This window comes from Bordetella genomosp. 13 (assembly GCF_007679965.1).
In the GTDB taxonomy this organism is placed as follows: Bacteria; Pseudomonadota; Gammaproteobacteria; order Burkholderiales; family Burkholderiaceae_B; genus Bordetella.
Map to the genome: position 1 here is coordinate 177,223 of NZ_VEHL01000004.1, position 21,822 is coordinate 199,044.

At 69.3% G+C, this 21,822-nt stretch carries 11 protein-coding genes; all 11 read left to right on the top strand.

Going from position 1 to position 21,822, the window contains the following annotated elements; translation table 11 throughout:
• The first annotated feature begins 21 nt into the window (after nucleotides 1-21).
• A complete protein-coding gene (locus tag FS845_RS12195; RefSeq protein ID WP_144635116.1) occupies nucleotides 22-5,316 on the top strand; it encodes an alpha-2-macroglobulin family protein in 5,295 nt (1,764 codons plus the stop codon).
• Nucleotides 5,313-7,505 (top strand): penicillin-binding protein 1C, encoded by a 2,193-nt coding sequence (gene pbpC, locus FS845_RS12200; RefSeq protein WP_144635119.1) that lies wholly within the window; start codon nucleotides 5,313-5,315, stop codon nucleotides 7,503-7,505. The genes FS845_RS12195 and pbpC overlap by 4 nt, the downstream gene beginning before the upstream one ends.
• Nucleotides 7,506-7,542: 37 nt before the next feature.
• Nucleotides 7,543-9,864 carry an ATP-dependent Clp protease ATP-binding subunit ClpA gene (clpA, locus tag FS845_RS12205; RefSeq protein ID WP_260986273.1) on the top strand — a complete coding sequence of 774 codons (2,322 nt, stop codon included), beginning with the start codon at nucleotides 7,543-7,545 and terminating at the stop codon, nucleotides 9,862-9,864.
• 10 nt (nucleotides 9,865-9,874) lie between these two features.
• On the top strand, nucleotides 9,875-11,242 hold the full coding sequence (locus tag FS845_RS12210) for a PqiA/YebS family transporter subunit (protein ID WP_144635126.1): 1,368 nt from the start codon (nucleotides 9,875-9,877) through the stop codon (nucleotides 11,240-11,242).
• Nucleotides 11,243-11,275: 33 nt separating this feature from the next.
• Nucleotides 11,276-12,949, top strand: coding sequence for an intermembrane transport protein PqiB (locus tag FS845_RS12215; RefSeq protein WP_144635129.1), 1,674 nt, complete (start codon nucleotides 11,276-11,278; stop codon nucleotides 12,947-12,949).
• A complete protein-coding gene (locus tag FS845_RS12220; RefSeq protein ID WP_144635132.1) occupies nucleotides 12,950-13,708 on the top strand; it encodes a membrane integrity-associated transporter subunit PqiC in 759 nt (252 codons plus the stop codon).
• Between the two features lie 276 nt (nucleotides 13,709-13,984).
• Nucleotides 13,985-14,743, top strand: a complete 759-nt coding sequence (locus FS845_RS12225; protein ID WP_144635781.1) for an ABC transporter permease — start codon at nucleotides 13,985-13,987, stop codon at nucleotides 14,741-14,743.
• A gap of 6 nt (nucleotides 14,744-14,749) precedes the next feature.
• Complete coding sequence (locus FS845_RS12230; protein ID WP_144635135.1) at nucleotides 14,750-15,799, top strand: ABC transporter ATP-binding protein; 1,050 nt, start codon at nucleotides 14,750-14,752, stop codon at nucleotides 15,797-15,799.
• Between the two features lie 10 nt (nucleotides 15,800-15,809).
• Nucleotides 15,810-16,697, top strand: coding sequence for an ABC transporter permease (locus tag FS845_RS12235; RefSeq protein WP_144635138.1), 888 nt, complete (start codon nucleotides 15,810-15,812; stop codon nucleotides 16,695-16,697).
• 48 nt (nucleotides 16,698-16,745) lie between these two features.
• Nucleotides 16,746-17,993: a metal-dependent hydrolase family protein gene (locus FS845_RS12240; RefSeq protein ID WP_144635141.1), complete on the top strand. Its 1,248-nt coding sequence runs from the start codon at nucleotides 16,746-16,748 to the stop codon at nucleotides 17,991-17,993.
• A 7-nt stretch (nucleotides 17,994-18,000) separates the two neighbouring features.
• The gene (putA, locus tag FS845_RS12245; protein ID WP_144635144.1) at nucleotides 18,001-21,819 is read left to right on the top strand and encodes a trifunctional transcriptional regulator/proline dehydrogenase/L-glutamate gamma-semialdehyde dehydrogenase; all 3,819 of its coding nucleotides are present in this window, start codon (nucleotides 18,001-18,003) and stop codon (nucleotides 21,817-21,819) included.
• The last annotated feature ends 3 nt before the right edge of the window (nucleotides 21,820-21,822 follow it).

Below are 21,822 nucleotides of genomic sequence, written 5' to 3' on the forward strand. Positions count from 1 at the left end.
TCAGGTCGCGTGAGGTGAGCTGTGTCGGGAAAGAGGAATGGGGCCGCTCTGGCCTTAGGCGTCGCCGTGGTCGTCGTTGCCGCGGCGGCGGGGGGATGGTGGGTGGGGCGGGGCGGCAGCCAGCCGTCGGTGACGCAGCCGGCCAAGCCGGTGGCGACCCAGCGGCAGGCGGCCTCCGGCACGCCCGCACCGGTCAAGGCGCCCGCGCCCGTCGCGCAGCCGGCTCCCCTGCCGGCCAGCGCGATGGTCGGCCAGGCCGACCCTTTCTCCGCGCTGAGTTGCCAGGAGCGTGAATACGGCGACGCGCCCGCGCTGGCCGTCACCTTCACGCAGCCGGTCGACCGGCGCGCCAACCTGGATACTTTCCTCGAAGTGATCGAGACCGGTCCGGCCTCGAAGGATGCCGACGGCGACCCCGTCGAGGCCGCGCAGGCGGACGACGCGGCTGCGGCCGGTGCCGGCGAGGCTGCCGGCCCGGGCGCCATCAAGTCGGGCGACCCCGGCGTCAAGGGCAAGACGGCCCAGGGCCGCTGGGTGGTCGGCGACAACCCGCGCGTGGTGTTCTTCCCTTACGTGCAGCCACAGCGCGCCTACACCGTGCGCGTGCGCGCCGGCCTGCCCGCCGAGACCGCCAAGACCGAGCTGCCCGCCGCCGGCTACTGCCAGGTCAGCACGCAGGCCATGCCGCCGTCGTACTACTTCGCCAGCCGCGGCGTGGTGCTGCCGGCCGGCCAGAACGGCGGCCTGCCCGTGGTCACGGTCAACCAGGCCGAGGTCGACGTGCAGTTCCTGCGCGTGCCGCCCGAACGCATGCCCGAGTTCTTCGGCGACGTGCTGCGCATCGGTCCGCCGTCCGCCAAGGACGCCGAGGCCGATGCCGAGTCCGGCGATGATTCCGAGGAAGGCGACTACGAGGACGACTGGCGCTATTCCGAGAACCGCAGCCTGAAGGGCTCCATCGGCAACTACGAACTGGACCGCCTGCACTCGCTGACCGAAAGCGTCTACCAGGGTCGCTTCGTCACCGATCCCACGCCGAACCGCCGCCACGTCACCTTCCTGCCGGTGGAAAGCATCGCCGAGCTGAAGCAGCCGGGCATCTACATCGCGGTGATGAGCCAGCCCGGCCGTTTCCGCTACGAATCGCAGGTCACGTACTTCTACGTCAGCGACATGGGCCTGATGGTGCGCCGCTATCCGGACCGTATCGAGGGCTATACGGTGTCGCTGAAGACCGGCCAGCCGGTGTCCGGCGCCCAGGTCGAGCTGGTGGACCAGGCCGGCAAGGTGCTGGCCAAGGCTGCCGCCGACGGCGACGGGCACGTGCGCTTCGACGGCAGCCACCTGGCCGCCCGCCTGATCCGCGCCTCGCGCGGCCAGGAAATGACGGTGCTGGCGCTGGGCGAACCGTCGCTGGACCTGTCCGAGTTCGACATCGGCGGCCATCCGGCGCGCAACAACAACCTGTTCGTGTATTCCGGCCGCGACCTGTACCGGCCGGGCGAGACCTTCACGGTGTCGGTGCTGCCGCGCGACCCCGGCGGCAAGCCGCTGCCGTCCGCGCCGCTGACGGCCACGCTGAAGCGCCCCGATGGCCGCGTGGCGCGCACGGCGCTGTGGCATCCGCATGCCCAGGCGGCCAACTACGTCGAGCAGCGCATCGACATCCCCGTCGACGCGCAGACCGGCGCGTGGTCGCTGGAATTGCGGGTCGACCCGGCCAGCCGCACCGCCGACACGACGTGGTGGTTCAATGTCGAGGAGTTCCTGCCCGAGCGCATGAAGCTGGCGCTGACCGCACCCGAAGGCGCGCTGCTGCCGGGCCAGCCGCTCAGCGTCGACGTGCAGGGCGACTACCTGTACGGCGCGCCCGCCGCGGGCAACCGCCTGCTGTCCACCGCCTTCGCCCGCCGCGAGCGCATCGCGCTGCCGCAACAGTGGCCGGGCTTCATCTTCGGCGACATCGCCGACGACAATTCCTTCAAGCGCCAGAGCCTGCCCGACACCGAGGTCGACGAGCAGGGCCATGCCACGCTGGACCTGGACCTGGACGAGCTGGCGGGCGGCGCGAAGTCGCCCATGCTGGTCGGCGTCACCGCCAGCCTGCTCGAGTCGGGCGGCCGGCCGGTGGTCCGCACCCTGCAGCGCACGATGTGGCCCGCCGACAAGCTGATCGCCGTGCGCCCGCTGTTCGACAACGACGTCGCACGCGAAGGCGCGCCGGCAGGCTTCGAGGTGATCCGCGTCGACGCGCAGGGCAAGGACATGCCGCTCAAGCAGGCGAAGATGCGCCTGTTCCGCGAAGACCGCCGCTATTACTGGCGCTACGACGACCAGCGCGGCTGGAACAGCGGCTACGTCGTCAACGACGAACTGACCGACTCGCGCAGCTTCGACATCGCCGGCCGCACCTCGCTGACGCTGGCCGTTGGCTACGGCACGTATCGCCTGGAGATCACCGATCCGGAAACCGGCCAGATGCAGCGCTACCGCTTCTATGCGGGCTGGGGCGCGCAGGACGCCGAAGCCGTCGGCAACCGGCCCGACCGCGTGCAGATGAAGCTGGCGGGCGTCCCTGCCAGGCTGGGCGACAAGGTCAAGGTGACCATCGTTCCGCCGCACGACGGCCAGGCGCTGGTGACGGTCGAGGGCGATCGCATGCTGTGGTCCAAGTGGGTCGCGGCAAGCACCGCCGGCACCGAGGTCGAGATCCCGCTGGATCCGGCCTGGAAGCGCAACGACCTGTACGTGTCGGCCACGGTGCTGCGTCCGGGCAGCCAGGGCGACCGCGTCACGCCGGCGCGCGCCGTGGGCCTGGTGTACCTGCCCCTGAACAACGACGACCGCAAGCTGTCGGTGCAACTGACCGCGCCCGCCAAGATCAAGCCCGAGACGCGCGCCAATGTGCGCGTCAAGGTGGCCGGTGCGCAAGGCGGCCAGGCGATGGTGACGCTGTCGGCGGTCGACGTCGGCATCCTCAACATCACCAACTACAAGACGCCCGATCCGTTCGACTTCTTCTTCGGCAAGCACCGCTACGCGCCCGACCTGCTGGACATGTACGGCAAGCTGATCGAGAAGATGGACGGCACGGCCGGACGCCTGAAGTGGGGCGGCGACGCCGCCGGACGCGGCAACACCAACAGCCTGCCCAAGAAGGTCAAGCTGGTCGACCTGTACTCCGGTCCGGTCAAGCTCAACGACCAGGGCGAGGCGGACATCCCGCTGGACGTGCCCGACTTCAACGGCACGCTGCGCCTGATGGCCGTGGCCTTCGACGCCGAGCGCTACGGCAGCGCCGACGCGCAGATGCAGGTGGCCGCGCCCATCGTGGCCGAGCTGAACACGCCGCGCTTCATCACGCCGGGCGACCAGGCCGCCATCGCGCTGGACCTGACCAACCTGAGCGGCGCGCCGCAGAAGGTCACGGTGACCCTGCAGGCGCTGGATCCGCTGGCCATCGCCGACAGTACCCGCACCGTCTCGCTGCGCGACAAGCAGCGCGCCACCGTGCGCTTCACGGCCACCACCACGGGCTCGTACGGCCTGGGGATGATGCGCCTGTCGGTCAACGCCGATGGCGGTCCCGAGCCGATCCGCATCGTGCGCGAGTCGGTGCTGCAGGTGCAGCCCGCGCACTCGCCCGAGCGCAACGTGCGGCGCCTGCGCCTGGCGCCGGGCGAGACGCTGGCCGGCCAGGCCGACTGGATCCGCAGCTACTACGCGGATTCGGCGACGATCAGCCTGACGCTGTCGAACCGCCCGCCGATCAACGTGAACCGCCTGGTCGATGGCCTGCTGAACTATCCGTATGGCTGCACCGAGCAGACCATCAGCGCCACCCTGCCGTGGGTGCTGATCGACGAGGCCACCGCCAAGCGCTTCGGCCTGAAGGCGCTCACCATGCAGGCGCGCCAGACGAAGGTGGCCGGCGCGCTGCAGCGCCTGTCGGGCATGCGCGGCTCCACCGGCGCGTACTCGCTGTGGGGCGATGTCTCGTCGCGCGACGTGTGGCTGACCGCCTATGCGGTAGGCTTCATGCAGGACGCGCGCGACCAGGGCTTCGAGGTGCCGCAGGCCACGTTCGAGGGTTCGCGCAACTGGCTGCTGGCGCAGGTGCAGCAGGCCTCGGGCAACTTCGGCACGTGGTCGGCCAACCTGCAGCGCAACGTCGCCACGGGCCGTTTCGACAGCAATGACGCCGAGACCCTGCGCCGCGATCACCAGCGCTTCGCCGGCCTGGCCACGGCCTCGCTGGCGCTGGCCCGCGACGGCAAGGTGCCGCTGTCGGCCCTGCGCCTGCTGTACGACAACTACGGCGAGCGCGCCCGTTCGCCGCTGCCGCTGGTGCAGCTGGCCGCGGCCTTCAAGCTGATGGGCGACGAGGGTCGCATGAAGGCGGCGCTGGATGCGGCGATGACGCGTCCGTACGGCCTGGGCCGGCAGAATTCGTACTACGACGACTGGCTGGGCGACTACGGCAGCGGCGTGCGCGACTACGCGCTGGCCTATGCCATCGCCATGCAGTACGGCCTGCGCGACGCGCGTGCGGAAACCCTGCTGGACCAGGTGGCGGCGCGCCTGGGCAAGCGTTCGTACCTGTCCACGCAGGAACAGATGGCCTTGCTGCTGGCGGCGCGTTCCGCCGGCGACGGCAGCCCGTGGCAAGCGGCGCTGACCCGCGCCGCGGGCGCCGGCGAGCAGGCGATGACGGGCAAGGCCGACCAGACCGTGGCCATCACGCCGGCCCAGCTGGCCACGCTGCAGGTGCGCAACACCGGCAGCCAGCCGCTGTACGCCGAGTTCGACATCCAGGGCACCACGCTGCAGCCGCCTGCGCCGCGCAGCGACATCATCCGCCTCAAGCGCAGTTGGTACACGCCGGAGGGCGAGCTGTGGAACGGCGGCACGCTGCGCACCGGCGACATGATGGTGGTGCGCATCGAGGCCGACGCGCGCCAGCTCGTGCCGGATGGCCTGATCGTCGACCGCGTGCCGGCCGGCTTCGAGGTCGAGAACCTGAACCTGTCGCAGGCCCAGGACACCCAGGACTGGACCATCGGCGGACGCCGCGTGACCGACGCGCTGTCCGATCCCAACATCAAGCACCGCGAGTTCCGTGACGACCGTTACGTGGCCGCGGTGTCGCTGGGACGCGGCAAGGTCGACGTGTTCTACCTGGTGCGCGTGGTCACGCCGGGCCGCTTCCACGTGCCGTCCACGGTGGCCGAGGACATGTACCGTCCCGAGGTGCGCGGCGTGGATACGCCCTGGAGCGACATCCAGATCCTGGATCGGGGAACGCCGGGATCGTGAAGCAGCAGTCGGGCCGTTCCGCCGCCTGGCGCCGCCGCGCCAGGCGGGCGGCCATCGCGGCGGGCGGCACGCTGCTGATCCTGGTGCTGGCGGTGCTCGTGCTGGACCGCCTGATGCCGCTGCCGCGCATCGGCGCGGCCGGCGCCGCGGTCGTGGTGGCCGAGGACGGCACGCCGTTGCGCACCTATCCCAGCCGGGACGGCGCCTGGCGCTACCCGGTGCAGCCCTCGCAGGTCTCGCCGCTGTACGTGCAGGCGCTGCTGACCTACGAAGACCGCTGGTTCTACTGGCATCCGGGCTTCAATCCGCTGTCGCTGGTGCGCGCCGGCTGGCAGTGGGCCACCACCGGCCGCATCGTGTCCGGCGGTTCCACCCTGACCATGCAGGTGGCGCGGCTGGCCGATCCGGCGCTGGCCGGCCAGCCCTCGCGCCTGATGTCCGCCAAGCTGCGCCAGATCTGGCGCGCGGTGCAGCTGGAGCTGCACTACAGCAAGGACGAGATCCTGTCGCTGTACCTGACGCACGCGCCCATGGGCGGCATCGTGCAGGGCGCCGAGATGGGCTCGCGCCTGTGGCTGGGCAAGCCCGCCGCTCAGTTGAGCCGCGCCGAGGCCGCGCTGCTGGTGGCGCTGCCGCAGGCCCCGTCGCGCCTGCGCCCCGACCGCCATCCGCAAGCTGCCCAGGCCGCCCGCGACAAGGTGCTGGACCGCATGGCCGAGCTGGGCGTCTGGACGCCCGAGATCGTGGCGGACGCCAAGATCGAGAACGTCTTGGCGCCGCCGCTGCGCGCCCGCTGGCTGGCGCCGCTGGCCGCGCAGCGCCTGATGGCCGCGCGGCGGCGCGGCGCCGACGCGTCGCTGGTGCGCTCCAATCTGGATGCCGAGATGCAGAGCGTGGTCGAGCAGATGCTGCTGGACCGCGTGGACGTGCTGCCGCCCAAGGTGTCGATGGCGGCCCTGGTCATGGACAACGACAGTCTGGCCATCAAGGTCTATGCCGGTTCCGCCGATTTCTCCGACGATTCCCGATACGCCCACGTGGACATGGTGCGGGGCGTGCGCTCGCCGGGCTCGACGCTCAAGCCGTTCCTGTACGGCCTGGCGCTGGACGAGGGCCTGATCCACTCCGAAAGCCTGTTGATGGACGCGCCCATGTCCTTCGGCGGGTACGCGCCGGGTAATTTCCAGGCCACTTTCTCGGGTCCGGTCAGCGTGGCGCAGGCCCTGCAGCGCTCGCTGAACGTGCCGGCCGTCGACCTGCTGGACCGTGTCGGACCCACCCGCTTCGCATCGGTTATGCTGGGAGGAGGCGTCTTCCTGCGCATGCCGGCGGGAGCCCAGCCGAACCTGAGCTTGATTTTGGGCGGGGGCGGCACCACATTGGAAGAACTGGTGGGCGCCTATCGTGCGCTGGCCCGCGGCGGATTGGCCGGCAAGCCCCGGCTGGACCCGGCGGACCCGCGCGTCGAGTCCCGTATGATGAGTGTGGGGGCGGCATGGATCATCCGTGACATCCTCGAGGCCGGGGGCGACCCCGACCGGCCCTTTTTCCAGGGCGGCGCCCCGGGACGACGGCTGGCCTGGAAGACCGGCACGAGCTTCGGCTTTCGCGATGCGTGGGCCGTGGGCGTCACCGACCACTGGACCATCGGGGTCTGGGTCGGCCGTCCCGACGGCACGCCCAATCCCGGGTTCTTCGGCGCCAACGTGGCCGCGCCCCTGCTGCACGATATCGTGCAGGCGCTGCCCGCCGGGTCGCCGGTGGTCCGGATGCAGCCGGCCTCGGTCAAGGCGGTCGTCACGTGCTGGCCGCTGGGCTGGCGGCAGGGCAGCTCGCCCGATGGGCGGTGCCCCGAGGCGCGGCGGGCCTGGGCGCTGGACGATACCGTCCCGCCCTCGTTTCCCGGCTACGCCGACGTGGCGCAAGGGCCGTTGCGGATCGAGGGCGTGGCCGACGGTTCGGTGCTGCGGCCGGTGCCGGGGCAGCACAGCGTCACGCTGGATGTCGGCGTGACCGGCGCGCGGGGCGAGGTATGGTGGATGTTGGACGGCCGGGTGCACCGACAGGGCGCAGCGGGCCAGCAGCAAAGTTTGTCCCTGTCGCGTAATGGACGGTATGCGTTGACCGTCATGGACGAGCAGGGCCGGTATGCCGGTCTGAAATTTGAAATCTCTGGCGTTACGCCATGATCGGCATAGAATATGAAACGTGTACGTGACCGCTTCGATGCGTTACGGAGGAAGCGTGATTTCCCAAGAGCTTGAAGTCAGCCTGCATATGGCATTTGTCGAGGCTCGCTCTGCCCGACATGAATTCATTACCGTGGAGCATCTGCTGCTGTCGCTGCTGGACAATGCATCGGCCGTGGAGGTGCTGCGCGCGTGCGCCGCCAATCTTGACGACCTGCGCCGCAACCTGCGCCAGTTCGTCACCGAGAACACCCCCGTCATTCCCAGCGGCGCCGAGGTCGATACCCAGCCCACCCTGGGCTTCCAGCGCGTCATCCAGCGCGCCATCATGCACGTGTCCGCGGGCGGTACCGGCAAGAAGCCGGTCACCGGCGCGAACGTGCTGGTCGCCATCTTCGGCGAGAAGGATTCGCACGCCGTCTATTACCTGCAGCAGCAGGGCGTCACCCGGCTGGACGTGGTCAATTTCCTGTCCCACGGAATCACCAAGCAGCCGCAGGAGGAGACCTCCGCCGTGCAGAAAGAGCAGCAGACCAACGGGGAAGAGCAGAGCGAAAGCCGCCAGTCCCCGCTCGACCAGTACGCCACCGACCTCAACGCCGCCGCGCTGGCGGGCCGCATCGATCCGCTGATCGGCCGCGAGCACGAGGTCGAGCGCGTGATCCAGGTGCTGTGCCGCCGCCGCAAGAACAACCCGCTGCTGGTGGGCGAGGCAGGCGTGGGCAAGACCGCCATCGCCGAAGGCCTGGCGTGGCGCATCACGCGCGGCGAGGTGCCCGAGGTGCTGCAGGCTGCGCAGGTCTACGCGCTGGACATGGGCGCGCTGCTGGCCGGCACCAAGTACCGCGGCGACTTCGAACAGCGCCTGAAGGGCGTGCTGAAGCAGGTGCGCAGCAACCCCGACTCCATCCTGTTCATCGACGAGATCCATACGCTGATCGGCGCCGGGTCGGCATCGGGCGGCACGCTGGATGCCTCCAACCTGCTCAAGCCCGCGCTGTCGTCGGGCCAGTTGAAGTGCATCGGCGCCACCACGTACACCGAGTATCGCGGCGTGTTCGAGAAAGACCACGCCCTGTCGCGCCGCTTCCAGAAGATCGACGTGCCCGAGCCCAGCGTCGAGCAGACCGTGCAGATCCTGCGCGGGCTGAAGAGCCGCTTCGAAGAGCACCACAACGTGCGCTACTCGGCCGCAGCGCTCAGCGCCGCTGCCGAGCTGTCCGCGCGCTACATCAATGACCGCCACCTGCCCGACAAGGCCATCGACGTCATCGACGAGGCCGGCGCCGCGCAGCGCCTGCTGCCGCGCTCGAAGCAGAAGAAGGTCATCGGCAAGGGCGACATCGAAAGCATCGTCTCGAAGATCGCGCGCATCCCGCCGCAGTCGGTGTCCAACGACGACCGCAGCAAGCTGGCCACGCTGGAGCGCGACCTGAAGACCGTGGTCTTCGGGCAGGACCTAGCCATCGAAGCGCTGGCGGCCGCCATCAAGATGGCGCGTTCCGGGCTGGGCAAGCCCGACAAGCCCATCGGCGCCTTCCTGTTCTCGGGTCCCACCGGCGTGGGCAAGACCGAAGTCGCGCGCCAGCTGGCATTCACGCTGGGCGTCGAGCTGCTGCGCTTCGACATGTCCGAATACATGGAACGCCACGCGGTGTCGCGCCTGATCGGCGCGCCGCCGGGATACGTCGGCTTCGACCAGGGCGGCCTGCTGACCGAGGCCATCGCCAAGCAGCCGCACTGCGTGCTGCTGCTGGACGAGATCGAGAAGGCGCATCCGGACATCTTCAACATCCTGCTGCAGGTCATGGACCACGGCACGCTGACGGACAACAACGGCCGCAAGGCGGACTTCCGCAACGTCATCATCGTCATGACGACCAACGCGGGCGCCGAGACCCTGAACCGTCCGTCCATCGGCTTCGCCAACAGCAGGGTGGCGGGCGACGAGATGGCGGAGATCCGCCGCATGTTCACGCCCGAGTTCCGCAACCGCCTGGACGCGATCATTCCGTTCGGCGCGCTCACGCGCGACATCATCCTGCGCGTGGTCGACAAGTTCCTCATGCAGCTGGAAGACCAGTTGCACGAACGCCGCGTGGCGGCCGTCTTCACCGACGCGCTGCGCGAGCACCTTGCCCGCGCGGGCTTCGATCCCGTCATGGGCGCGCGGCCGATGCAGCGCCTCATCCAGGACACCATCCGCCGCGCGCTGGCCGACGAGCTGCTGTTCGGCAAGCTGGTCGATGGCGGCAACGTCACGGTCGACGTGAAGGACGACAAGGTCGTGCTGCGCTTCGACCAGGACAAGTCGTCGGGCGATCCCGCGGCCAAGCAGGAAGTCGCCCTGGCCGAGTAAGCAGCACACCTTGGATCGCGAGCCGCTCATCGCCTGCGAGCACTGCGCCAGCGTCTATCGCCGGCGCGCCTTGCAACGCGACGAGGCCGCCGTCTGCGGGCGTTGCGGTACGCTGCTGTGGCGCTACAGCCGCCTGACGCCAGCCGAATGGCTGGCGTTGGTCATCACCGCGCTGGTCGTGTTCGCGCTGGCCAATGCCTATCCGGTGGCCAGCCTCAGTGTGCAGGGCGTGGTGCAGCGGGCCACGCTGCTGGACGCGGTATCCATCACCTGGCAGCAGGGCCACGAGGTCGTCGCCATCATGACCGGCATGGCCGGATTCGTGCTGCCCCTGCTCGAGTTGTTGCTGCTGGCATGGTTGCTGGTTCCGTTGGCGCAGGGCCGCGCCGCGCCGGGCATGGCCACGGCGATCCGCCTGCTGTCCTTGCTGCGGCCCTGGAGCATGGTGCCCGTGTTCCTGCTGGGCTTGCTGGTGTCGGTGGTCAAGCTGGCCGGCATGGCCGCCGTACACCCCGAGATCGGGCTGGGGGCGTTCTTCCTTCTCACGCTGCTGCTGACGCTGCTGGGCCGCCTGTCGCCGCACGCGCTGTGGCGCCATGCCGAAGCGCGCGGCGTTGCGCCCGTGCACATCCCCGATCCGCAGTCTGGCCAGGTGCTGGCCGGCTGCCACGTCTGCGGCCAGGTGCAGGCCCTGCCGGGCGATGCCGACCATGCCGGCGATCCGCACCAATGCGTGCGCTGCGATGCGGTCCTGCACGTGCGCAAGCCGGATCACCTGTCGCGCACCTGGGCCCTGATGATCGCCGCCAGCATCCTCTACATTCCCGCCAACGTGCTGCCCGTGATGAGCATCACGTCGCTGCTGGGCGATAGCGAGCACACCATCCTGGGCGGCGTGGTCGAACTGTGGAACGGCGGGTCGTGGGACATCGCCCTGATCGTCTTCGTGGCCAGCGTGATGGTGCCGCTGACCAAGCTGCTGGCCCTGGCCATCCTGGCGTGGTCGACGCAGCGTCGCCGTACCGGCAACCTGCGCTCGCGCACCCGCATGTACGAGATGGTGGAGTTCATCGGCCAGTGGTCGATGCTGGACGTGTTCGTGGTGATCGTTCTGGCCGCGCTGGCCGATTTCCCGGGGCTGATGACGATCAGTGCCGGCCCGGGCGCGGCGGCGTTCGGCCTGGTGGTCATACTGACCATGCTGGCCGCCATGAGCTTCGATCCCCGCCGCGGCTGGGACCATGCCGGGGCCGACGACGAGCCCGATCCCGACGACGCACGGTCTGCGCCGCACGTCATCCCGCCGGGCCCCGTACAACCGGTGGCAGCTGTAACCGCACCCGCCACCCAGGCGGAGCAAGGCTCCGGTAGGATATAAGCCCATTACCGTAAGACTAAGAGTCACGAGCCCATGGCTGACCCTACGCCAGACAACAAGATCGAGCCCGCTTCCCGGGCAACCGTAGGCGTACCGGACGTCGTCAGGAAGAAAAAGCGCCGCATGTCCTGGATCTGGCTGGTGCCCATCGTGGCGGCCATCGCGGGCCTGTCGCTGGTGGTCCGCACCTGGATGCAGGCGGGCCCCGAGATCACCATCCAGTTCGAGACCGCCGAGGGCCTGGAGGTCGGCAAGACCCAGGTGCGCTACAAGGACGTCGTCATCGGCGTGGTCAAGGGCATCCGCTTCAACGAGGATCGCAGCAAGGTGGTCGTCGAGGCGGCGCTGGCCAAGGAAGTGGCCGACCTGGCGCGCGACGGCACCAACTTCTGGGTGGTGCGCCCGCGCCTGGGCTTCACGGGCGTATCGGGGCTGGGCACGCTGCTGTCGGGCGCCTACATCGGCGTGGATGCTTCCGAGGGCGTGGCCGACAAGAAGGGCAAGCCCGAGAAGCTCAGTTTCGTGGGCCTGGAGACGCCACCCGCGGTGACGCACGACCGCACGGGCAAACGTTTCGTGCTGCGGGCCAGCAACCTGGGGTCGCTGGACATCGGATCGCCGGTCTACTACCGCCGCATCAACGTGGGCCGCGTGGTGGGCTATGCGCTGGACAAGGATGGGCAGGCGGTCAACATCGAGGTGTTCATCGACGCGCCCAACGACCGCTTCGTCACCGAAGGCACGCGCTTCTGGAATGCCAGCGGGGTCGATGTGTCGGTCAACGCGGACGGCCTGAAGATGCGCACGCAGTCGCTGGTGTCCATGGCCATTGGCGGCATCGCGTTCGAGCATCTGTCCACCCGCCAGGCCGAGCCGGCCAAGGCGGACGCGCAGTTCGACCTGTATTCCGGCGAGGCCGACGCCAAGTCCAATCCCGACGGCACGCCGTTCCGCATCCGCATGCGGTTCGACCAGTCGGTGCGCGGGCTGGCGGTGGGCGCGCCGGTCGACTTCCAGGGCATCACGCTGGGCGACGTCACCGCGGTCACCATCGACTTCGATACCGAGAAGAAGCGTTTCTACGCGCTGGCCGACGCCACGCTGTATCCCGAACGCCTGGGCGGCGTCTACGAGAAGCTGCAGGCCGAGACCGGCGGCAATCTCCAGGCCGGCCAGAAGCTGCTGGGCACGATGATCAAGTACGGCCTGCGCGCGCAGCTGCGTTCGGCCAACCTGCTGACGGGCCAGCTGTACGTGGTGCTGGATTCGTTCCCGAAAGCCAAGCCGGTGGAGTTCGTGCCCAGCGATCCCGCCATGATCCCGACCATGCCGGGCCAGCTCGACCAGCTGCAGGAGCAGATCGGCAGCATCGTCAGCAAGATCGAGAAGATCCCGTTCGAGCAGATCGGCAAGGACCTGCACAATACGTTGCAGAGCACCTCGCGCGTGGTCAACCAGATCGACAAGCAGTTGGCGCCCGATGCGCGCAAGGTGCTGCGGCAGGCCCAGCAGTCGCTGCAGAGCGTCGACCGCATGCTGGCGCCCGACGCCTCGCTGCCGGTCAATGCCGAGCGCGCCATGCAGGAACTGTCGCGCGCGGCGCGGTCGCTGCGAGCCCTGTCGGAATTCCTGCAGACCAATCCGGAATCGCTGCTGCGCGGGCGCGGCGACGATCCCATCCCGGGCGCCGGCCCCGTGAGGAACTAGATGACACAACGCCTTTTCGCCTTGCCGTCCGCCGCGCGCTCGAACGGCCGCGCGCGGACCGCGCGCGCGTCCCTGTTCCGATTGGCGGGGGCGGCCGCGCTGGCCGCCGCCACGCTGGCCGGATGCGCAGGATCCCCGCCGGTGCGGTACCACACGCTGGTGGCACCGCCGTCCGCTGCCGGGGTGGCCGATGCCCCTGCGCAGACCGCAGCCGTGCCCGCCGGCTACATGATCGAGGTGCTGCCCGTCAGCGTGCCGCCGCAGGTGGACCAGCCGCAGCTGATGCTGCGCAGCGGCACGGGGCAGCTTACCGCCCAGTATTCCGACCGCTGGAGCTCGCCGCTGTCCGACGAGTTCCGCGATGCGCTGTCCGCGGCGCTGACGCAGCGCCTGGGCGTGCCCGACGTGCGCGTGGTCAAGCCCCTGGGCGATACGCCCGTGTGGCGCGTGCTGGTGGACGTGCAGCGCTTCGAGTCCACGCCGGGCGCGGCCTCCGTGATCGAGGCCACGTGGCGCGTGCGGCGCGACGCGCTGGACAGGACCGCGGGCCTGCTGTGCCGCAGCCGGGTCGACGTGCCCGTGCCGAACGGCACCGCCGCGGCAGACGCCGGCAGCCAGACCGAGGCCTCGCTGGTGCAGGCGCACCAGCAGGCGGTCGTGCTGCTGGGCGACACCATCGCCTCGGCCATCCGGTCGCAGGGCAAGTCCGCCACGCCGGCGTCCGCTCGGGTGAGGGTGCTGGGCTGCGTGAGTGCCTGAGACGCATGTCTGTGCGTGAGGCTCCAGGCATGTTGTCAAGGGTAAACCCTTAAAGGTTAACCAGCATTTCAAATCGGTTGCAACTTCCTTAGTATCCCGGTTTACCGATAGATACACCGCGTTCTTTTTCACGGGCCTGTCCGTGGCGCGGTGTCTTACTAAGGAAGTGTCTTGGCAATCACCGCTACGCCCGCCCCGGGCGCCGATGCGCCGGCTCCCGTCCGGCGAGGCCGCTTTCCCCTGGCGCGCATCCTGCATCGCGCCTTCGTCGTCCTGATGTACTTCTTCATGCTCTGCCCGCTGATCTTCGTGGTGTGGCTGAGCTTCTTCAAGGACGCCATCCTTTTCTTCCCCCCGTCCGGCTACACCACGCAGTGGTACTTGAAGGCCTGGGACAACGACGCCTTCGCCAACGGTTTCCTGTTCAGCCTGCAGGTAGCCGTGCTGGCCGCCGTCGCCGGCGTGGCGATGGGCGTGCTGGCCGCACTGGGCATCGTCCGCTACAAGTTCGCGGGCGGGCGCAGCGTCAACACGCTGCTGCTGTCGCCGCTGCTCATCCCGGGCATCGTCGCCGGCATCGCCATCTACCTGTTCTACCTGGCGGCCGAGAACTACCTGGACATGGACATCGTGGGCACGTACGGCGGGCTGGTCATCGCCCACGTGTGCCTGACCATTCCCTGGACCGTGCGCCTGGTGTCGGCCAGCATGGCCGGCCTGGATCCTTCCATCGAAGAGGCGGCCCGCAACCTGGGCGCCAGCGGCCGAGTGGCCTTCCTGCGCGTCACGCTGCCCATGCTGCGGCCGGCCATCGTGGCGGCGGCGCTGTTCAGCTTCGTGGTCTCGTTCGAGAACCTCGAACTGTCGCTTTCCCTGGTGGGCCCGGGCCATACGACCCTGCCCATCGCAATCATGCAATACCTCGAATTCAATCTGGATCCCACCATCGCGGCGGTGGCATCGGTCCAGATCCTGCTGTTGGGCATCGTCATGCTGGTGACCGACCGCTTCGTGAAACTCAGCCAGGTGGTTTAAGAAAAAATGGCCAAGGTCTCCATCGAACGACTCAAGAAGCAATTCGGCAACTCGGTTGCGGTTTCCGACTTTTCCCTGGACATCGCCGACGGCGAGCTGGTGGCTTTCCTCGGCCCCAGCGGCTGCGGCAAGACCACCACGCTGCGGATGATCGCGGGCTTCATCGAACCCACGGCGGGCACGATCCGCATCGGCGAGACCGACGTCACGCCGCTGCCCGTGCACAAGCGCAACACCGGCATGGTGTTCCAGCGCTACGCGCTGTTCCCTCACATGACCGTGGCGCAGAACGTGTCCTTCGGCCTGGAGATGCACAAGGTGCCGGCGGCCGAGCGCGACACGCGCATCCGCACGGTGCTCGACATGGTGCGCATGACCGACCTGCGCGACCGCTATCCGCGCCAGCTGTCCGGCGGCCAGCAGCAGCGCGTGGCCATCGCCCGCGCGCTGGCCATCCAGCCCAAGGTGTTCCTGCTGGACGAACCGCTGTCCAACCTGGACGCCAAGCTGCGCGTCGAGGTGCGCGAGGAAATCCGCGCGCTGCAGCAGCGCCTGGGCCTGACCACCATCTTCGTCACGCACGACCAGGAAGAAGCCCTGGCCATCGCCGACCGCATGGCCATCATGCACGACGGCAAGGTGCAGCAGGTCGGCGGCCCGCAAGAGCTGTACGAGCGGCCCGCCAACCTGTTCGTGGCCGACTTCCTGGGCAAGATGAACTTCTTCCGCGGCGGCCTGGACGGCTCGGCCTTCGTCACCGACAAGGGCACGCGCATCGCGGCGCGAAGCGGCGTGGCCAATGCGCGCCACCTGGGCGTGCGGCCCGAGCGCGTCTACCTCTCGGCGCAGCCGGGGCAGGGCAACACGCTGGCCGGCACGGTCGAGTCGGCCGTGTACCTGGGGTCGCTGCTGGAGGTGCGCGTGAAGCTGGACAGCGGCGAGATCATCGCCAGCCAGGTCGCCAACGGCGCGGCGCGCAACGACCTGACGCTGGCCACGGGCACGCGTGTGTACGCCAGCTTCCAGCCGGCCGACTGCGTGCTGTTCTCGGAATGACGGGGCCGCGATGACGACGACCGCTATCGCCCGACCCAGCCGCGAATCGCGCCTGCTCGGCCCCAGCATGGCCTTCCCGGCCTCGCTGGTGGTGCTGCTGATCATCATGGTGCCGATCCTGCTGCTGTTCCGCTACAGCTTCAACAAGTTCGATCCGCAGGAAATGATGCAGGAGGCGTTCACGTTCGAGAACTACGTGCGCTTCTTCTCCGACCCGTACTACCACGACGTGTTCTTCAACACGATCTGGGTGGCCGCGCTGTGCACGGTGCTGGCGCTGGTGCTGGGCTTTCCGGTGGCGTACTTCCTGGCCAAGACGCAGAGCCGCTACAAGAGCCTGTTCATCATCCTGCTGGTGTTCCCGCTGATGGTGGGCAACGTGGTGCGCGCCGCCGGCTGGATGGTGATCCTGGGCAACGCCGGCGCGTTGAACGCGCTGCTGTCGACCCTGGGCCTGATCAGCCAGCCGATGAAGTTCATGTACACGCCCACGGCCGTGGTCATCGGCACCACCGCGGTGGTCATGCCCTATCTCATCCTCACGTTGCAGAGCGTTCTGGAAGGCATCGACTTCTCCGTGGAGGAGGCCGCGCAGAACCTGGGCGCGGGCTTCTTCACCACCTTCCGCCGCGTGCTGCTGCCCATCGCCGCGCCCGGCGTGGCGGCCGGCACCATGCTGGTGTTCATCCTGTGCATGAACGCCTACGCCACGCCCGTGCTGCTGGGCGGCACCGGCCTGACCATGATGGCGCCGGCGCTGTACGACCAGATCACGCGCGCCTCGAACTGGCCGTTCGGCTCGGCGCTGGCGCTGGTGCTGGTGTGCGCCACGCTGCTGATCGCGACCTTTTCCAACTGGCTGATCCATCGCCGCTACGTCAAGACGATGGGCTCCTGATTTTCCTTCCGACCTGATTCCGATAACGATACGTACGGAGCAACCAGAATGACCGCTGTACTGTTCAAGAATGCCGCCTTGCTCGATCCCACGCAGCCCGAGCTGCAGGAGGGCTTCCACGTGCTGGTGGAGGACGGGAAGATCAAGGAAGTGTCCGATAAGCCGCTGTCGGCCTCATCCGCCCAGGTCATCGACGTGGCCGGCAAGACGCTGATGCCCGGCCTGATCGACCTGCACGCCCACGTCATGGCCACGCAGCTGAACCTCAGCTCGCAGGGCGTGCTGCCCGACGCGCTGGTGATGATGCGCGCCGTGCCCATCATGTCCGCCATGCTGCGCCGCGGCTTCACCACCGTGCGCGATGCGGGCGGCGCCGGCTGGGGCCTGAAGTGCGCCGTGGAAGAGGGCGTCGTGGCGGGCCCGCGCCTGTTCATCTCGGGCCGCGCCATCAGCCAGACCGGCGGCCACGGCGATCCGCGTCCCCGTTCCGACCACCTGCGTCCCATGAGCTTCTGCGGCTGCTGCTTCCGCGCCGGCGACATCGGCCGCGTGGCCGACGGCATCGAGGACGTGCGCAAGGCCGTGCGCCAGGAACTGCAGATGGGCGCCGACCAGATCAAGATGATGGCCTCGGGCGGCGTGGCCTCGCCCACCGACCCCATCGCCTCGTTCGGCTACTCCGAGGACGAGATCCGCGTCATCGTCGAGGAAGCCGCCGGCCGCCAGACCTATGTGATGGCCCACTCGTACACGGCCGAGGCCATCGAGCGCGCCGTGCGCCTGGGCGTGCGCACCATCGAGCACGGCAACCTGGTCGACGAGCGCGTGGCCAAGATCATGGCCGAGAAGGGCGCGTTCGTGGTGCCCACGCTGGTCACCTACGAAGCGCTGGCCAACGAAGGCGCCGACTACGGCCTGCCGCCCGACAGCGTCGCCAAGATCGCCACGGTGCGCACCGCCGGCCTGCATTCGCTGGAAATCTACAAGAAGGCCGGCGTGAAGATGGGCTTCGGCTCCGACCTGCTGGGTCCGTCGCAGCGCCTGCAGAGCGACGAATTCCGCATCCGCGCCGAAGTGCTGTCGAACTGGGAAGTGATCCAGAGCGCCACCACCACGGCCGCCGAGGTGCTGCGCATGGAAGGCCGCCTGGGCCGCCTGGTGCCGGGCGCCACCGCCGACGTGCTGGTGGTGGACGGCAATCCGTACCGCGACGTGTCGTGCCTGCTGGGCCAGGGCGACCATATTCCCCTGGTGATGAAAGACGGCGCGATCCATCACAACGAACTCAAGGCCTGAATTCGCCATGGTCAGTACAACTCTGGGCGTCAAGGTGGACGACGCCCTGCGTGACCGCCTCAAAGCGGCCGCGCAGAAGCTCAACTGCACGCCGCACTGGCTGCACAAGCAGGCGTTGCTGTCTTACCTCGACAAGATCGAGCGCGGGCAGCTGCCCGCCGAGATGGCGCACCTGTCGGCCGACGAGGCCGAGAGCGAAGACACCGACAACGCGGCTTCGGCCGCCACCCCGCCTTTCTTCGAGTTCGGCCAGGACGTGCAGCCGCAATCCGTGCTGCGCGCGGCCATCACCGCGGCCTACCGGCGCCCCGAGCCCGAATGCGTGCCGCTGCTGCTGGGGCAGGCGCGCATGCCCAACCTGGAGAAGATCCACGCCATGGCCGCAGGCCTGGTGCAGGCCCTGCGCGGCAAGCGCACGGGCGGCGGCGTGGAAGGCCTGATCCAGGAGTTCTCGCTGTCCAGCCAGGAAGGCGTGGCGCTGATGTGCCTGGCCGAAGCCCTGCTGCGCATTCCCGACCGCGCCACGCGCGACGCGCTGATCCGCGACAAGGTGGCCCGCGGCGACTGGAAGTCGCACATCGGCGGACGCCAGTCGCTGTTCGTCAACGCGGCCACCTGGGGCCTGATGCTGACGGGCAAGCTGGTGGCCGTGAACAGCGAGCAGAACCTGTCGCGCGCGCTGACGCGCCTGATCGGCAAGGGCGGCGAGCCCCTGATCCGCAAGGGCGTGAACCTCGCGATGCGCATGATGGGCGAGCAGTTCGTGTCGGGCCAGACCATCTCCGAGGCGCTGGCCAACAACCGCAAGATGGAGTCGCGCGGCTTCCGCTATTCGTACGACATGCTGGGCGAGGCCGCCACCACGGCCGAGGACGCCGAGCGCTACTACGCCTCGTACGAGCAGGCCATCCATGCCATCGGCAAGGCCGGCGCGGGCCGTGGTATCTACGAAGGCCCCGGCATCTCGATCAAGCTGTCGGCGCTGCATCCGCGCTACGCGCGCGCCCAGCGCGACCGCGTCATGAGCGAGCTGCTGCCGCGCGTGCGCGCGCTGGCCGTGCTGGCGCGCGGCTACGACGTGGGCCTGAACATCGATGCCGAAGAGGCCGACCGCCTCGAGATCTCGCTGGACCTGCTGGAGGCGCTCTGTCACACGCCCGAGCTGGAGGGCTGGAACGGCATCGGCTTCGTCATCCAGGCCTACCAGAAGCGCGCGCCGTTCGTCATCGACTTCGTGATCGACCTGGCGCGCCGCAGCCGCCACCGCATCATGGTGCGGCTGGTGAAGGGCGCCTACTGGGACACCGAGATCAAGCGCGCCCAGGTCGACGGCCTGGAAGGCTATCCGGTCTATACCCGCAAGATCTACACCGACGTGGCGTACCTGGCGTGCGCCCGCAAGCTGCTGGGCGCGCCGGAGGCCGTCTATCCGCAGTTCGCCACGCACAACGCCTACACGCTGGCGGCCATCTACCAGCTGGCCGGCCAGAACTACTATCCCGGCCAGTACGAGTTCCAGTGCCTGCATGGCATGGGCGAACCGCTGTACGAAGAGGTGGTGGGGCCGGTGGCGCAGGGCAAGCTGAACCGCCCGTGCCGCATCTACGCGCCGGTGGGCACGCACGAGACGCTGCTGGCCTACCTGGTGCGCCGCCTGCTGGAGAACGGCGCCAACACCTCCTTCGTCAACCTGATCGGCGACGAAAGCATCCCCGTCGACCAGCTGGTGGCCGATCCCGTCGAGGCGGCCGCGCGCGTGGTGCCGCTGGGCGCGCCGCACGAGAAGATTCCGCTGCCGCGCGAGCTGTACGGGTCCGCGGCCAAGGGCGAGCGCATCAACTCTGCCGGCCTGGACCTGAGCAACGAGCATCGCCTCAGTTCCCTTTCGGCCGCGCTGCTGGCCAGCGCCGCGACCGCGTGGCGCGCGGGCCCGATGCTGGGCGAGGCGGCTACCTGGAACGACGAGCGCGCCGCCGACGTGCGCAATCCGGCCGACCACCGCGACGTGGTGGGCCGGGTCATCGAGGCCGATTCCAGCGAGGTGAAGGCCGCGCTGCGCGAGGCCGCCAACGCCGCGCCGATCTGGCAGTCCACGCCGGTCGAGGCGCGCGCGCAGTGCCTGCGCCGCGCCGCGCAGCTGCTGGAGGAACGCATGCAGGGCCTGCTGGGCCTGATCGTGCGCGAGGCCGGCAAGTCGCTGCCCAACGCCATTGCCGAGGTGCGCGAGGCCGTCGACTTCCTGCGCTACTACGCCGACCAGATCGAACGCGAGTTCGGCAACGACACGCACCGCCCGCTGGGTACCGTGCTGTGCATCAGCCCGTGGAACTTCCCGCTGGCCATCTTCACCGGCCAGGTCGCGGCCGCGCTGGCGGCGGGCAACACCGTCATCGCCAAGCCCGCCGAACAGACGCCGCTGATCGCCGCGCAGGCGGTCGAGATCCTGCGCCAGGCCGGCGTGCCCGCGGGCGCGGTGCAGTTGCTGCCGGGCCGCGGCGAGACCGTGGGCGCCGAACTGGTGGCCAGTCCGGGCGTGCACGGCGTGATGTTCACGGGCTCGACCGAGGTGGCGCGCCTGATCGCGCGCGCCCTGGCAGACCGCCTGGACGACGCCGGCCGCACCATCCCGCTGATCGCCGAGACCGGCGGCCAGAACGCCATGATCGTCGACTCGTCGGCACTGGCCGAGCAGGTCGTGGCCGACGTGCTGAACTCGGCCTACGACTCGGCCGGCCAGCGCTGTTCGGCGCTGCGCGTGCTGTGCGTGCAGGAAGACAGCGCCGACCACGTGCTGACCATGCTGCGCGGCGCCATGCGCGAGCTGCGCGTGGGCAATCCAGACCAGCTGTCCACCGATGTGGGCCCGGTGATCGACGCGGAAGCCCGCAACGGCATCCAGCGCCACATCGAGGCCATGCGCACGGCCGGCCGCCGCGTCGACCAGATCGAGATGGATGCGCGCACGCGCTACGGCACCTTCGTGCCGCCCACGCTGATCGAGCTGGACGACCTGAGCGAACTGACGCGCGAGGTGTTCGGCCCCGTGCTGCACGTGCTGCGCTACGCGCGCGACGACCTGGACGGCGTGCTGGACCAGATCAACGGCACGGGCTATGGCCTGACGTTCGGCGTGCACACGCGCATCGACGAGACCATCGCCAAGGTCACCGGCAAGATCCACGCGGGCAACATGTACGTCAACCGCAACATCGTGGGCGCCGTGGTGGGCGTGCAGCCGTTCGGCGGCGAGGGCCTGTCGGGCACCGGTCCCAAGGCCGGCGGTCCGCTGTACCTGTACCGCCTGCTGGCCGTGCGTCCCACCGGGCTGCCGGCCTGGGCCGAGGCCTCGCACAACCAGCCGCTGGCCCTGGCGCTGCCCGGCCCGACCGGCGAACAGAACACGTACCGCCTGCTGCCGCGCGGCCGCGTGCTGGGCGTAGCCGCCACGGCGGCCGGCGCGCAGGCGCAGTGGGCCGCGGCGCAGCTCACCGGCAATGCCTTGCTGCTGCTGGACACGCCCGCGGCGCGCCAGTGGCGCGACAGGCAGGACGCCGCGGCGCGCGATCGCATCGAGCTGGTGCAGGACGGCGGCATCGACGGCGCCGCCTACGACGCCGTGCTGTTCGAGGGCGACGGCGACGCGCTGCGCGAGCTGAACCGCCGCGTGGCGGCGCGTCCCGGACCGATCCTGTCGGTGCAGGGGCTCACGTCCGACGCGCTGGCGGCGGGCGCGGCCTACGTGCCCGACCGCCTGCTGACGGAGTGCTCGCTGAGCATCAACACCGCGGCGGCCGGCGGCAACGCCAGCCTGATGACCATAGGCTGAGGG